The organism is Amycolatopsis sp. NPDC031561 (assembly GCF_055580625.1).
On record NZ_JBVILA010000005.1, the window covers coordinates 115,706 to 129,060 of the forward strand.

Annotated in this window: 14 protein-coding genes; 7 read left to right on the plus strand and 7 right to left on the minus strand. The window is 68.3% G+C overall.

Annotated elements, in window-relative coordinates; genetic code table 11:
- Positions 1–10 precede the first annotated feature (10 nt).
- The 3 genes from ACZ5IK_RS14570 to ACZ5IK_RS14580 form a co-directional block, all read right to left on the minus strand.
- Positions 11–1,699, minus strand: coding sequence for a bifunctional metallophosphatase/5'-nucleotidase (locus ACZ5IK_RS14570; protein WP_465488322.1), 1,689 nt, complete (start codon positions 1,697–1,699; stop codon positions 11–13).
- Positions 1,700–1,773: 74 nt separating this feature from the next.
- Positions 1,774–2,559, minus strand: coding sequence for an alpha/beta fold hydrolase (locus tag ACZ5IK_RS14575; protein ID WP_465488121.1), 786 nt, complete (start codon positions 2,557–2,559; stop codon positions 1,774–1,776).
- An 18-nt stretch (positions 2,560–2,577) separates the two neighbouring features.
- Complete coding sequence (locus ACZ5IK_RS14580) at positions 2,578–3,063, minus strand: GNAT family N-acetyltransferase (protein ID WP_465488122.1); 486 nt, start codon at positions 3,061–3,063, stop codon at positions 2,578–2,580.
- Positions 3,064–3,213: 150 nt separating this feature from the next.
- Here ACZ5IK_RS14580 and ACZ5IK_RS14585 point away from each other — a divergent pair, with 150 nt between their 5' ends.
- Positions 3,214–3,858: a VanZ family protein gene (locus ACZ5IK_RS14585; protein ID WP_465488123.1), complete on the plus strand. Its 645-nt coding sequence runs from the start codon at positions 3,214–3,216 to the stop codon at positions 3,856–3,858.
- Here ACZ5IK_RS14585 and ACZ5IK_RS14590 read toward each other — a convergent pair.
- The gene (locus ACZ5IK_RS14590; protein ID WP_465488124.1) at positions 3,799–3,975 is read right to left on the minus strand and encodes a hypothetical protein; all 177 of its coding nucleotides are present in this window, start codon (positions 3,973–3,975) and stop codon (positions 3,799–3,801) included. The genes ACZ5IK_RS14585 and ACZ5IK_RS14590 overlap by 60 nt on opposite strands.
- Positions 3,976–4,163: 188 nt before the next feature.
- On the opposite strand from ACZ5IK_RS14590, the gene mug reads away from it, so the two are divergent.
- The 6 genes from mug to ACZ5IK_RS14620 all read left to right on the plus strand — a co-directional run bounded on the left by mug (position 4,164) and on the right by ACZ5IK_RS14620 (position 9,300).
- The gene (mug, locus tag ACZ5IK_RS14595) at positions 4,164–4,724 is read left to right on the plus strand and encodes a G/U mismatch-specific DNA glycosylase (protein ID WP_465488125.1); all 561 of its coding nucleotides are present in this window, start codon (positions 4,164–4,166) and stop codon (positions 4,722–4,724) included.
- Between the two features lie 278 nt (positions 4,725–5,002).
- Complete coding sequence (locus ACZ5IK_RS14600) at positions 5,003–5,806, plus strand: response regulator transcription factor (protein WP_465488126.1); 804 nt, start codon at positions 5,003–5,005, stop codon at positions 5,804–5,806.
- 139 nt (positions 5,807–5,945) lie between these two features.
- Positions 5,946–7,790, plus strand: coding sequence for an acyl-CoA dehydrogenase (locus ACZ5IK_RS14605; protein ID WP_465488127.1), 1,845 nt, complete (start codon positions 5,946–5,948; stop codon positions 7,788–7,790).
- Between the two features lie 125 nt (positions 7,791–7,915).
- Complete coding sequence (locus tag ACZ5IK_RS14610) at positions 7,916–8,191, plus strand: GlsB/YeaQ/YmgE family stress response membrane protein (protein WP_465488128.1); 276 nt, start codon at positions 7,916–7,918, stop codon at positions 8,189–8,191.
- Between the two features lie 74 nt (positions 8,192–8,265).
- Positions 8,266–8,562 (plus strand): GlsB/YeaQ/YmgE family stress response membrane protein, encoded by a 297-nt coding sequence (locus tag ACZ5IK_RS14615; protein ID WP_101611426.1) that lies wholly within the window; start codon positions 8,266–8,268, stop codon positions 8,560–8,562.
- 21 nt (positions 8,563–8,583) lie between these two features.
- Positions 8,584–9,300 carry a leucine-rich repeat domain-containing protein gene (locus tag ACZ5IK_RS14620; protein WP_465488129.1) on the plus strand — a complete coding sequence of 239 codons (717 nt, stop codon included), beginning with the start codon at positions 8,584–8,586 and terminating at the stop codon, positions 9,298–9,300.
- A gap of 3 nt (positions 9,301–9,303) precedes the next feature.
- On the opposite strand, the gene ACZ5IK_RS14625 is transcribed toward ACZ5IK_RS14620, so the two are convergent.
- The 3 genes from ACZ5IK_RS14625 to ACZ5IK_RS14635 are packed head-to-tail and all read right to left on the minus strand — an operon-like array spanning position 9,304 to position 13,324.
- Positions 9,304–11,154, minus strand: a complete 1,851-nt coding sequence (locus ACZ5IK_RS14625; protein ID WP_465488130.1) for a VanW family protein — start codon at positions 11,152–11,154, stop codon at positions 9,304–9,306.
- A 27-nt stretch (positions 11,155–11,181) separates the two neighbouring features.
- Positions 11,182–11,475 carry a GroES family chaperonin gene (locus ACZ5IK_RS14630; RefSeq protein WP_101611429.1) on the minus strand — a complete coding sequence of 98 codons (294 nt, stop codon included), beginning with the start codon at positions 11,473–11,475 and terminating at the stop codon, positions 11,182–11,184.
- A gap of 40 nt (positions 11,476–11,515) precedes the next feature.
- Positions 11,516–13,324, minus strand: a complete 1,809-nt coding sequence (locus ACZ5IK_RS14635; protein ID WP_465488323.1) for an NHL domain-containing thioredoxin family protein — start codon at positions 13,322–13,324, stop codon at positions 11,516–11,518.
- Positions 13,325–13,355: the final 31 nt, after the last annotated feature.

The following is a 13,355-nucleotide window of genomic DNA, read 5'->3' on the forward strand; positions in this document are numbered from 1 at the left end:
CACCTGAGGGTTACGGCAGGGCGATGATCCGGTCCGCGGCGGGCGGCGCGATGCCAGGGTGCGCCGCGAAGTACGCGATCAGCGCGTCCAGGTCCACCGGACCACCGGACAGATTGGTCCCCTGCGTGAACTCGGTGAAGCCGTCCCCGCCGGCGGCGAGGAAGTTGTTCACCGAAACGCGGTACGACGCCGCCGGGTCGATCGGCGTGCCGTCGAGCGTCAGGTTCGAGATGCGAGAACCCTGGGCCGCCGACGCCGAGAACGAGTACTTCAGCGACTTCGAGATCTGCAGGGTCCGCACGATCCCGTTCGCCTGCCACTGCTGTTCGAGCACGTTCTTCAGGTTCGCCCCGGTGAGCGTGATCGTCTGCATGATGTTCGCGAACGGCTGCACGGCGAACGCCTCGCCGTAGGTCACCACACCGTCGCCTTCGCCGGCGGGCGAGGACGCGTAGGTGAAGTCCGTGCGGATACCGCCCGGGTTCGTCATGGCGATCTGCGCGCCGTTCGACCGCGTGGCCTCGAGCTGGGCGTCGGCGATGACGTCGCCCAGCGGGGACTCACCGGAGGCCGCGCCCTTGGCGACCAGGTCCGCGGTGATGGTGCCGACGGCCTTGTTCGCGATCGGCGCGGCCTTGGCCTTGGCCTCGTCGATCAGCTTCTGCACGTCGGCGTCCGGCGTGACGTCGCGGGTGACGATCTCGTTGTGCGCCTTGGTCTCGCCGCGCACGACGTCGCGGGTCCGGCGGTCGATCTTCAGGTCCACGACGGACAGGAGACGCCCGAACGACGCACCCTGGATCACCGGGCGCGGGTTGCCTGCGGGGTCGTCGATCACGCAGTTGTACTGCTGGTGGCTGTGCCCGGTGAAGATCGCGTCCACTTTGGACGAAACCTGCCGCGCGATCGTGGTCGCGGCACCCGGCTTGACCTTGCATTCGTCGGGTCCGGCGGTCTCGGAGTTGTCGCCCTGGTGCAGCAGCACGACCTGCGCCTTGACGCCGAAGAGGTCGAGCAGCTTGGCGGTGCGGTCGATCGCCTGGACCTCTTCGCCGAACTTGAGACCCTTGATCGCCTCCGGGGTGACGACCTGCGGCAGGTCCTTCAGCGTCGCGCCGATGACACCGATCGGGACGCCGCCGGAGAACTCGATGCTGAACGGCAGCAACGCCGGGAAGCCGTTCTCGTAGTACACGTTGGACCCGAGGAACGGGAAGTTCGCGCCCTTGAAGGACTTCCGGAACTGGCAGCCGTCGGTCGGGTGGCAGCCGCCGTTCTGGATCCGGCGGAGCTCCTTGAGGCCCTCGTCGAATTCATGGTTCCCCACCACGGACGCCTCGACACCGAGCAGGTTCAGCAGTTCGACGGTCGGCTCGTCGTGGAACAGCGCCGAGATCACCGGCGACGCGCCGATGCTGTCACCTGCCGAAAGCACGACGGAGTTGCGCGCTTCGCCGCGAAGCCGCTTCAGGTGCGTCGCGAGGTAGGCGGCGCCACCAGCGTTGACCATCGCGCCACCGGGCAGCGTGACGCGGCCGCTGGAGCCGGACGGCGGTTCGAGGTTGCCGTGCAGATCGTTGAACGTGACGATCCGGACGTCGGTGGTGGCCGGCGCGGCGGACGCGGGCGCGGCGACGGTGGCCAGCGCGGTCAGCGCGGCACTGGTGATGACGGCCAGCCTGGTGGAAAGCTTCGTTATGGGGCGCACGGCGGAGGAGTTTGCCTGGCGAACCTGACCTTCACCAGAGGAAAAAGCAGGACGATAAGCAAACGTCACATGTCGCGTGAACCGTTCAGAAGCACCCGCGCCACCAGCTCGGGCTCGTCGTTCATCGGCACGTGCCCGCAGCCCGGAAGGACCAGCAGTTCCGCCTTCGGCGCGATCCGGCGCAGCTCGGCGGCCTTCGGGCGGGCGAGGATGCGGTCGTGCCGCGCCCACGCGATGGTCACCGGGACGTCCTCGACGACGCCCGCGAACCGGAAGCCGCCGCGGGCCTGCTCCAGCGTCGGCCGGAAGCCGGGGCAGCCCGCGAGCGCGCGGATGTCCTCCATGACGACCTGCGTGGTGAGCCGGTCCGGACGGCCGACGATCATCCCGGTCAGCACCGACCGGCCCGCCGGTGTCGCGGCGAGACGCCGCGCGGTGTGCTCGGGGATCCGCTCGGCGAGCAGGCGGTGGGTGCGCAGCATGCTCAGCGCGTATCGCTGCTGCCGCGGCGTCCACAGCCCGGCCGGGGACAACGCCGTCACGCTGCGGACGAGACCCGCTTCCCCGAGCGCGAGCGAGAGCAGCCCGCCGAGCGAGTTGCCCGCGACGTGCGGCTTGCCGAGACCCAGTTCGCGGAAGAACTTTCCGAACATCTCGACCGCGGCTTCGACGCCGTAACCGCCGGAATGCGGTGCCGATTCGCCGAAGCCGGGCAGGTCGACGGTGATGACGTCGCGGTGCGGGGTGAGCAGCGGGAGCACGGGCGACCAGGCCTGGCGCCGGTGGCCGACCCCGTGGATCAGCACCAGCGGCTCGCCCTTGCCCGCGCGGTCGAAGACGACGTTGTCCATCCCGCGAGGTTAAGCTATTTACCTGCTACCGGCGGTAACAGGCAAATAAAGACGCTCACGCCGCCGGGTGACGTCGTTCGGCATCGGCTCCAGTTCCCCTGTCGCGATGAAGCCGAGTTTCAGATACAGCCGCCGCGCCCGGTCGTTGTCCTCCGCGACGTGCAGCCACACCTCCCGGGCGCCGTCGTCCTCGGCGGCCGACCGCACCTCACCCATCAGTTTCGAGCCCAGCCCTTGGCCGCGGGCGTCGGGCGCGACCCACATCGAGTAGAGGATCCAGCCGTCTTCGCGCGCCCGCCCGGCGACCAGGCCGACCGGACTTCCGCCGTCGAAAGCGGCGAACCAGGCGTCTCCGGCCAGCCTCGCGAGCCATTCTTCGTCGGGCTGAGCCCGTTCGGCGGCGGCGATCGAGCCGTAGTTCTCAGGGGTGTCCGTCAGGGCACGCAGGCGGATCTCACGGAAGACGTCGAGGTCTTCGGAGGTCAGCCGTCGAACGAGCAACATCCGGGCAGAATCCCACGTCCACCGTCGCCCTGGGGAGCGAATATCGCCGATCGGCCAAGATCAAGGTCGGCCACTTGGCCGATCCGGCCCCGGCCGCCGCGGCCCTTCGACCGAAGTGTCGGGGCCTCCGAGATCCATAACGTCACTGTCATGACGAACGCACAGGTCACCGCCCTGCAGTACGGCTTGATCGGCTTCTTCGCGCTCTGGGCGACGGTGCTGATCCCGCAGCTGATCGTCCTGCGTTCGCGCGGCCGGGTGCGCCTTCGTCCCGTCCTGACCATGGCCGCCGTGCTGCTCTACGCCACGATGACCCTGGCGGTGACCTTCCTGCCGCTGCCCGGGCCCGGCGTCAAACGACTGAGCCAGACCGTGCAGCTGCATCCGTTCCAGTGGATCACCGACATCCACACCGAACTGCTCAAGCACGGGCTGCCGATGGCCGACTGGTTCACCACCCAGACCTTCCAGCAGGCCACCATGAACGTGCTGCTGTTCGTCCCGCTCGGGTTCTTCGCCAGGACGCTGTGGAAGCGCGGCCTGATCGGCACGACGCTGATCGGTCTCGCCGCTTCGCTGCTGATCGAGATCACGCAGCTGACCGCGAACTTCGGCACCGCGCCCCACGTCTACCGGATCTTCGACGTCGACGACCTGCTCAACAACACGGGTGGCGCGATGCTCGGCTGGATCGCCGGAGCCCTGCTGCTCAGCCTCGTGCGGAAGCCAGTTCCCTCAGCGGTCGAGATGCAGCCGTTGCGGCGCGAGCGGATCGACCTCGCCCAGGTTCGCTAGTCTCGTCTGCCGTCGCTGGGCCGCGCGCCGCGCGGCCCGCCGGTCTTCCGCGACCACCAGCACGGTGGCCACCACGAAGATCAACGCGACCAGGCCGAGGACGAGCGAAAGCTGCAAAACTCCTCCTCGAAGACGACCTTGTGTGCGAGATCACAAACAGTACGCATGTCGTGCTGAGTTGGCCACCCCTTGCGACGAAAGTGGGTGTCGCGGGTCACGCCCACGCCGCGTTCAGTCCTCTAGATGCGGTCGTTGGTAGTGCGAACCACCGCGTCTAGAGGACTAAACGCGGGGAAACTGGCTTCGTGAGGACAAACCCGACCAAGGACGAACTGGCCGCCGCGTACGGCAAGACCCTCGACGACGTCATCGCGCCCGACCTGGACGTGCTGTTCTGCGGGATCAACCCAGGCCTCTACTCCGGCGCGCTCGGCCTGCACTTCGCCAGGCCCGGGAACCGGTTCTGGCCCGCACTGCATCGCGGCGGTTTCACTCCGCGCCTGTTCGACCCGAGCGAGCAGGACGAGCTGCTCGAACTCGGCCTCGGCATCACGAACGTCGTCGCGCGGACGACGGCGCGGGCCGACGAACTGACGAAGGACGAATTCCTCGAAGGCGGACGGCTCCTCACCGCGAGGGTCGCCGAATACCGGCCACGCTGGCTCGCCGTGGTCGGGATCACGGCCTTCCGGACCGCCTTCGGCCTGCCGAAGGCGAAAGTCGGCCCGCAGGACAGTGAAATCGTCGGGGTCGGCGGTACCAAGGTCTGGGTTCTGCCGAATCCGAGCGGGCTGAACGCGCACTGGACACCCGCGGCGCTCGGGGACGAGTTCGGCCGCTTCCGCGCCGAAGTCCACTCTGAGTAGTGAACGCGCCAAGTTCTCCCGTCGGCGCGCTCATTCGAGACAGAGTTCCACAACCAGCAGGTACGCAGAGTTTGCTGCGACGATGCGATACATCTATGAGGGGGATACCGCGTCACGTCCGCAGACCTACTGACTCGTAATAGTTACGAGGTGTTATTTCCGTCCGGTCCCGCAGGGGGGACCGGTTGACGAGGGTGACCACGCCGGGGGGCCGTGGGCACCGAATGGACTTCATGTCCTCTCGTCCGGGGATGACGGGCAGGAAAACGGAGGGGTCCGTGACGCGAAGCATCGAGCCGAACCGAACGCAGGCCGGGAGGCCTGGCGGACTGCCACCAGGCGGACGGGGCCTCGGCGTGGCCGCCGTCGATCCGATCCCGATCTTCTGCGAGGGCCTGAGTTCGCTGGTCCACCGCACGCCGGGGCTGCAGTGGCTCGGGCACGCGGCCAGTCATCACGCCGCGCTCCAGCTGTGCGAGCAGCTCAAACCGGACGTCATCGTGCTGGATTCGGCGCTCGACCCGAACTGCCACCTGTCCCGGCTGCTCAGCAACGGCGATCCGGCGCTGGTCATCATCACGCTGGTCAGGGACACCAACCGCACGCAGCAGTACCTCGCCGCGGCCATCGCGGCCGGGGTGCACGCGATCGTGCCGCGGGCGACCGACGGGCGGCATCTGACCGAGGCGATCCGGCGCGCGCACAGTGACCGCCGCTACATCGACCCGACGCTGGCCGCGCTGACAGCGCGGCCGAAGCGCCAGCCCGTGCTCCCGAAACCGGGTGACGCGCCCAAACCCGCGACCGCGCGCGGCCTGATGCCGCTGTCCCGCCGCGAATACCAGGTCCTTCAGCTGGTCGCCGAAGGGCTGGAGAACTCCGGGATCGCGAAGATCCTGTTCCTGTCCGTGGAAACCGTGCGGACGCACGTCAAGAGCATCCTGCGCAAGCTTTCCGCCCGCGACCGGACACACGCGGTCACCATCGCGTTCCGGTCCGGCATCCTGGTCACGCATCCGGATGACGCGCACAGCCCGGCGGACGCCACGCCCGCTCCTTCGATCGCGCCGTCACCCCGCTGAGACCCCCTGTATTGCTGATTTACACATCACAACAGTGGCCATTCACTTGCCGCCGGTTACCCACAGGTAATATCCTGAAGTTACCGGCGAGTAGGGGACGTGTGCCCGGCCGGGGAGCCGAACACATTGGAGTGACGAAATGGGCCACTACAAGAGCAACGTCCGAGACCTGGAGTTCAACCTCTTCGAGGTCCTCGGCGTACAGGACCGCCTCGGCAAAGGCGTCCTCGCGGAATCCGACGAGGAGACCGCGCGCGGCGTGCTGACCGAGCTGAACAAGCTCGCTTCCGGTCCCCTCGCCGACTCGTACGCCGACGCGGACCGCAACCCGCCGGTGTACGACCCGAAGACCTTCTCGGTGAAGATCCCCGAGTCGTTCAAGAAGAGCTACCAGGCGCTGATGGACGGCGAATGGTGGCGGCTGGGCCTGCCGAACGAGCTGGGCGGCTTCGGCCTGCCCCCGACCGTGCAGTGGGCCGCGGCCGAGCTGATCCTCGGCGCCAACGCGCCGCTGTTCATGTACATGGCGGGCCCGAGCTTCGCCGGGATCGTCGACAAGAACGGCACCGAAGAGCAGAAGCACTGGGCGCAGATCATGATCGATCGCGGCTGGGGCGCGACGATGGTGCTCACCGAGCCCGACGCCGGTTCCGACGTCGGCGCGGGCCGCGCCAAGGCCGTCAAGCAGGAGGACGGCTCCTGGCACATCGACGGCGTGAAGCGGTTCATCACCTCGGCCGAGAACGACATGGTCGAGAACATCATGCACCTGGTGCTGGCCCGTCCCGAGGGCCCCGGCATCGAGACCAAGGCCGGCACCAAGGGCCTGTCGCTGTTCCTCGTGCCGAAGTTCCACTTCGACGGCGAGACCGGTGAGCTGGGCGAGCGCAACGGCGCCTACGTCACCAACGTCGAGCACAAGATGGGCATCAAGGCCTCCACCACCTGTGAGCTGACTTTCGGCCAGCACGGCACCCCCGCCAAGGGCTGGCTGCTCGGCGAGGTGCACGACGGCATCGCGCAGATGTTCCAGGTCATCGAGTACGCCCGCATGATGGTCGGCACCAAGGCCATCGCGACGCTGTCGACCGGTTACCTCAACGCGCTCGAGTACGCCAAGGAGCGCGTCCAGGGCGCCGACCTGCCGAACATGCTGAACAAGACGGCGCCGCGCGTCACGATCACCCACCACCCGGACGTCCGCCGCTCGCTGATGCTGCAGAAGGCGTACGCCGAGGGCCTGCGTTCGGTGTACCTCTACACCGCGACGTTCCAGGACCAGGTGTGGACCGGCGAGGGCGACGAGGCCTCCCAGAAGATCGCGCACGGCGTCAACGACCTGCTGCTGCCGATCGTCAAGGGCGTCGGCTCGGAGCGCGCGACCGAGCAGCTCGTGCAGTCGCTGCAGACCCTCGGCGGGTCGGGCTTCCTGCAGGACTACCCGATCGAGCAGTACATCCGCGACGCGAAGATCGACTCGCTGTACGAAGGCACCACGGCCATCCAGTCGCTGGACTTCTTCTTCCGCAAGATCGTCCGCGACAAGGGCGCTTCGCTGGCCTACCTCGCGGGGGAGATCACGAAGACCATCGAGTCGGAGATCGGCAACGGGCGGCTCAAGAACGAGCGCGGTCTGCTCAAGCAGGCGCTCGAGGACACCCAGGGCATGCTCGGCTCGCTGATCGGCTACCTGACCACGTCGCAGGAAGACCCGCAGAACATCAACAAGGTCGGCCAGCACACGGTCCGCCTGCTGATGTCGGTCGGCGACCTGCTCATCGGCTGGCGGCTCATCAGGCACGCCGAGGTCGCCATCGGCAAGCTCGACGCGGGCGCGTCGGCGAAGGACACCCCGTTCTACGAGGGCAAGATCGCCGTGGCGTCGTTCTTCGCGAAGAGCGTGCTGCCGGAGCTGACGTCGCGCCGGGCGATCGTCGAGGCCGCGGACAACAGCCTCATGGACATCTCCGAGGCCGCTTTCTAAACGATTTCGTGAGAAAGGCCCTCTCCCAGTGTGGGAGGGGGCCTTTCTGGTTTCGCGGGGGTTTCCCGGGGGAATTTCCGTGCTGAGTCCGCCCCTCGGCGGAGACCTCGGCAAAGGAGACGTCAATGACAGTCACCGGCATCATCACGGCGATCGTGGTCGGTTTGATCCTCGGGGTGCTCGGTAGGTTCTTCGCCCCCGGCAAGCAGTCGATCCCGATTTGGCTGACGATCGTGGTGGGCATCGTCGCCGCCTTCATCGGCACCTGGATCGCCCGCGGGCTCGGCTACGCGGACACCAACGGTTTCGACTGGCTCGAACTCATCACCCAGATCGTGGTCGCCGGCATCGGAGTCACCCTGGCGGCGAATCTCTACGGACGCCGGGGTGTCACCCGGTAAGGGGTCTTGAGGCGCGACAAGGCCGTTTTGGTGTCACGGTGGGCCCAACTCGATTCTCCAGCGAAGGAGGAACCATGTTGGGTGGCCTTTGGGGCATCATCACCACGATCGTGGTGGGCCTGATCCTCGGTGTCATCGGCCGGATGCTCGCGTCCGGCGATCAGAAGATCCCGATGTGGCTGACGATCGTGGTCGGCATCATCGCCGCTTTCATCGGCAACTGGCTGGCAGGCGTGTTCGGCGTCCGCGACACCGCGGGCATCGACTGGATCCGGCACGCCTTCCAGGTCGGCGCGGCCGTCGTCGGCGTCATCGCCGCGGCCGCCATCTACGCGAAGGTCAAGGGCGGCGGGCACCGCGCCATGACCTGACCAGGGCTACGGTCGGCCCCTGTGACCACTCGACTCGAACTCAGTGGCCAGGGGCTGACCTCCCTGTCCGGCGTCCCCCTCCCGGCATCGCTCGAGTATCTGGACCTGTACGACAACCGGCTGACGTCGGTTCCCGACGAGCTCTGGTCGCTTTCCGGGCTCCGGGTGCTGAATCTGGCCACCAACCGGCTGACCTCCGTCTCGCCGTCGATCGGCGCCCTGCGGCAGCTGCACACGCTGGATCTGGGGCACAACGAACTCACCGCCCTGCCGGACGAGCTCGGCGAGCTTTCCGGGCTGACGGAATACCTTTACGTGAGCGACAACCGGTTGACCGAGTTCCCCGTCGCGCTGTGCTCGCTCGGGCGGCTGAAATACCTGGGGTGCACGGACAATCGGATCGCGACGCTGCCGGACGATCTGTCCGGGCTGACCTCACTGCGCGAACTTCGCCTGTACGGCAACGGATTGACCGCGTTGCCGGAGTCGCTGGGGACGCTTTCCTCGTTGCGTGAACTGCATTTACGGAAGAACCGGCTGACGTCGTTGCCGGACTCCCTCGGCGAGCTGAGCGAATTGCGCCAGCTGGACCTGCGAGAGAACCGGCTCACCACACTGCCGGATTCGATCGCCCGGCTGTCCAAATTGGACAAACTGGATCTGCGGTGGAACAAGGAATTCCGGGAACCGTCGTGGCTCGCGGACTTCGAGGCCCGCGGCTGCATGGTGCTGCGGTGAGACTCAGGCGCAGAGGATCGTGGGCCGCGGCGAGTAGGTCGCGTTGCGGGTCTCCCGGCGGACCTCCGTGCCGGTGACGACGTCGACGAGCACCCGGGTGTCCGAGGTGCTGAAACCGGCGGCGCCGGGATCCGGCACGCAACCTGGGCCCGAGCCGACCTGCACCGGCTGGGGGACGTAGGAGTGCCGTTCGCCGCCGACGCTCTGGACCGAAAAGCGTTTCGTGCCCCAGATCCGCACGGTCACCGAACCGTTGGCGGGGATCACCTGGATCGCGATCCCGGTCGGGGCGTCGTTGACGATCTGCATCTCGACCGGTGAACCGTCGTTGTTGATCGCCTTCACGTCGCGCGCGATCGGATAGCGGTCCAGGTAGTTGTCGTGCTCCAGATGCCCGCCGTCGGCGAGCCCCGCCAGGTACGCGGCGTTGTAGAGCGTCGTCGCCAGCTGCGAGACACCGCCGCCGACCACGACCGGACCGGTGCCGTCCTCGTTCGCCGGAGCGGGGACGTAGCCCGCGGCCGCCGTCCTCGGCCCGGACCGCGCGCCGAGGCTGAACGTCTCGTTCGGCTTCACGATGGTGCCGGAGACGCGGGTGGCCAGCGTCTGCGTGTTCGTCATCGACGGCCCGCTCAGCCCCGACGTGGTGAACTCGCCGATGACCTCGTTGATGCCCAAGACGTTCGCCGCGTCGGTGCTGACGGCCGGGCTGCTGGCGTCGTAGACCGCTTTCAGCTCCCGCTCGTCGCTCTTCGCGAGCACCGAGGTCAGCGCGGTGAACGTGAGGTCCCAGTTGACCTTCCGCGCGTCCTTCGAAGGCTGGACTGCCGGCCTGTCGCCGACGAAGACGATCTGCGCGTCCGCCCCGTCTGTCTCGGTCTCCTTGAGCTGTGGCAGCGCCGCCGCCCGCAGTTTGCCTTGGTCGATGCGGACTTCGAGGTTGCCGTCGTCGCGGGCGGCGAACTGGAAAGACCCCGCGATCGTGTCCGGTTTCAGCGTCGCGTCCTTGCCCTCGCCGCGGATGACCAGTGGTTTCGCCACCGCCGGGGCGACGATCTTGGTCAGCGCCGCGTGCACCCCCGGCGAATTCGCCTTCACCGGCGCGACGGTCACCTTCAGCTCGACACCGCCGTCGCTCAGCCAGCCGTCGGTGACCGCGGTGACCGCGGCCTTGGGGTCGGCGAGCGTCTGCCCGGACCGCGGTTCGACCGCGACCGGGAGGACACCGCCGTCACTGCCCGCGACGGGCTGGAAACCGATGTTCCCCTCGACCGGCGGACGGTTCAGCTTCGCGGCGGCGAGGTCCGCGACGGCTTTTTCGAGCTTCGGCGCGTCGGTCCAGGTGACGACGCCGACCTCGCGGCTGGTGAAGAACGACATCACCCGCGTGTACGGGCTCAACGGCTGATGACCGGCGCGGCCCAGCGTCTGAGGCCAGTCGAGGCCGAGGCCGGAAGACGTGGGGTACAGCACCGTGCGGACGTCTCCCGCGCGGATCCGCACCGGCTCGATCAGCTTCGGCTCCAGCTCGCGGCGAAGCTTCGACTCGGCGTCCTTGTGCGTGAGGCCGCCGACGTCGATCCCCGCGACGGTGACCCCGCGCGGGACGTCCCCGGCGCTGACGATCAGGTCCACCGCGTACGCGAGCACGAACAGGCCCATGAGCAGCCCGGCGGCCATGAAGGCCTTGCCGAGGCCCCTGCGGAACTTCGAGGCGGGCGTCGGCGGCGGGTGCACCACCCTGTCGCCCTCGAAAAGCTCGTCTACGAGGTCTTCGTCGGTCTTCTGGGCGGCGGGAAGGAGCTCGTCGGTGAACAGGTTGGTGCCCGGTTCGTCGTGATCATCGCGCGCCAACTCTCACCACCCCTCCCGCGACCGGAGCTACAGGTAAAGCCCCGTGCCGTGTTCGGACCGTTCGGTCGCCACGGCGTGGATGTCCCGCTCCCGCATCACCAGGTGCCCCTCGCCCTGGATCTCGACCTCGTGCTGATCGTCCGGGTTGAACAGCACGCGGTCGCCGGTCTTGACGTTCCGCACACTGTTGCCCACGCCCAGTACATCACCCCACGAGAGCCGCCGCGCGACCTGCGCGGTGGCGGGGATGACGATCCCGCCGGAGCTCCGGCGCTCGCCGTCCTCGGGGGACAGCTTCACGAGCACCCTGTCCTGCAGCATTTGAATCTCGAGTTTCGGCCCGTCTGACACGAGTACGACTCTACTTTCCCGGATCCCCCGCCATGACCAGGCTCAGCACGCTTTCTCCACCCTTTTCGAACCGGACGGGCACTCCCCAGTCCTGCCGGGTGATGCGGCAGGCGGGGTGCTCGCCACCGTCATCACAGCTCGCGGCCTGCGCGACGACCTGCAAGACGCCTTCGGTGACTCCCTCGGCGAAGCGGAGCTTGCGGAACAGGTCCGTGCCCACCCCCGCGCCGTCGGCGAGCAGTTCCGGCGGAGACGCGCTGATCTCCAGCCGCGTCGAGGGGCCGTAGCGGTCGTCGAGCTTCTCGCCGGGAGGCGGGGTGAAGACGACGGAGAACTCCAGCTCACCCGGTGCCAGCACGGTCGGCGGACGGCGGACCGCGTGCGCGTCCCCGGACACGGCCTGCTCGCCGAGCGGCACCGGCCCGATCCGGCCGCCCGCCGATTCGACGACCAGCAGTTCGCCGTCGTGCACCAGCAGGCCCTGTGGCTCCGCGAGACCGGTCGCGAGCGTGGTCACCCGGCGGGTGAGCGGGTCGTAGCGGCGGATGGCGCCGTTGTAGGTGTCGGCGATCGCGATGGTGTCGCCGGGCAGCACGGCGAGGCCGAGCGGATGCTGCAGGAGCGCCTTGTCCGCGGGCCCGTCGACGTGGCCGAAGGAGAACAGGTCGACGCCGACCGCGGTGTGCACGGTGAACGTCTCGCCCTCGGGCTGGATCCAGCGCAGCGCCGACGTCTCGGCGTCCGCGAGCCACAGCCTCTGCCCGTCGGGCGTGAGACCGGACGTCTGCGCGAAGAACGCTTCGTGGACGTCGCCGTCTCGCAGGCCCTCGACGGTCGTACCGGCGAAGCGACGGATGCTGCCCGAAACCGGCTCGAACACGCTCAGCGTGTGGTTGCCCGCCATGGCGACCACGACTCCGCCCGCGGGTCCCCACCAGGCGACGTCCCACGGGCTGGTGAGGTCGATGTCGAGCGCCTTGCCGGTGTCGACGCCGTCGCGCCATTGGCGGCCGGTGCCGGCGACCGTGCTGACCTCGCCGGTGATCAGGTCGATTCCGCGCAGCCGGTGACCGGCCGTGTCGGCGACGACGGCGTGGTAGCCCGCGCGCTCCGCGACCTCGTACGGCAGCAGCGTGATCCCGGACGGCTCGGTGAAGGTCGCCAGGTCGAAGGGGCCGTCCTGTGCGCCGCGGGCTCCGCTGCCGAAGCGGCGGATGACCGTCTCGCCGTCGGAGGCGAATTCGACGATGGAGTGGTTGCCGGTGTCGGCGACCAGGATCCGGCCTTCGGCGGTGGTGACGGCCTTGCTCGGGAAGCGCAGTTCGGTGTGCTGCTCCTCGGCCGGGACGTACGGGCTGCCGCCGCGGCGCAGCGTGCCCTTGGCCTCGTGGGTCGCGACGAGGTCGCCGATCACCCGGCGCAGCGCTTCGGCGTGTCCTTCACCGGCGGCGACGTGCACGACGTAGCCCTCGGGGTCCACGACGACCAGCGTCGGCCAGGCCTTGACCGCGTACTGCGACCAGGTGGTCATCTGCGGATCGTTGAGCACCGGATGGTGCACCTCGTAGCGCCGCACCGCCGCCTCGATCGCGGCCGCCTCGCCCTCGTGCAGGAACTTGGGCGAATGCACGCCGATGGTCACCAGGACGTCGGCGAACTCGGCCTCCAGCGGGCGCAGCTCGTCCAGCACGTGCAGGCAGTTGACGCACCCGCTGGTCCAGAAGTCCAGCAGGACGACGCGGCCGCGCAACCCGGCGAGCGTGATCCGCGCACCACCGGTGTTGAGCCAGACGTCGCCGGCGAGCTCGGGCGCCCGCACGCGGGACTGCGTTCGTGGAGAAGTCACGACA

Coding starts and splice junctions, on each gene's coding strand:
- ACZ5IK_RS14575 (WP_465488121.1), bottom strand. CDS start 2,559: ATGGACAACGTCGTCTTCGACCGCGCGGGCAAGGGCGAGCCGCTGGTG.
- ACZ5IK_RS14580 (WP_465488122.1), bottom strand. CDS start 3,063: ATGTTGCTCGTTCGACGGCTGACCTCCGAAGACCTCGACGTCTTCCGT.
- ACZ5IK_RS14585 (WP_465488123.1), top strand. CDS start 3,214: ATGACGAACGCACAGGTCACCGCCCTGCAGTACGGCTTGATCGGCTTC.
- ACZ5IK_RS14605 (WP_465488127.1), top strand. CDS start 5,946: ATGGGCCACTACAAGAGCAACGTCCGAGACCTGGAGTTCAACCTCTTC.
- ACZ5IK_RS14610 (WP_465488128.1), top strand. CDS start 7,916: ATGACAGTCACCGGCATCATCACGGCGATCGTGGTCGGTTTGATCCTC.
- ACZ5IK_RS14615 (WP_101611426.1), top strand. CDS start 8,266: ATGTTGGGTGGCCTTTGGGGCATCATCACCACGATCGTGGTGGGCCTG.
- ACZ5IK_RS14630 (WP_101611429.1), bottom strand. CDS start 11,475: ATGCTGCAGGACAGGGTGCTCGTGAAGCTGTCCCCCGAGGACGGCGAG.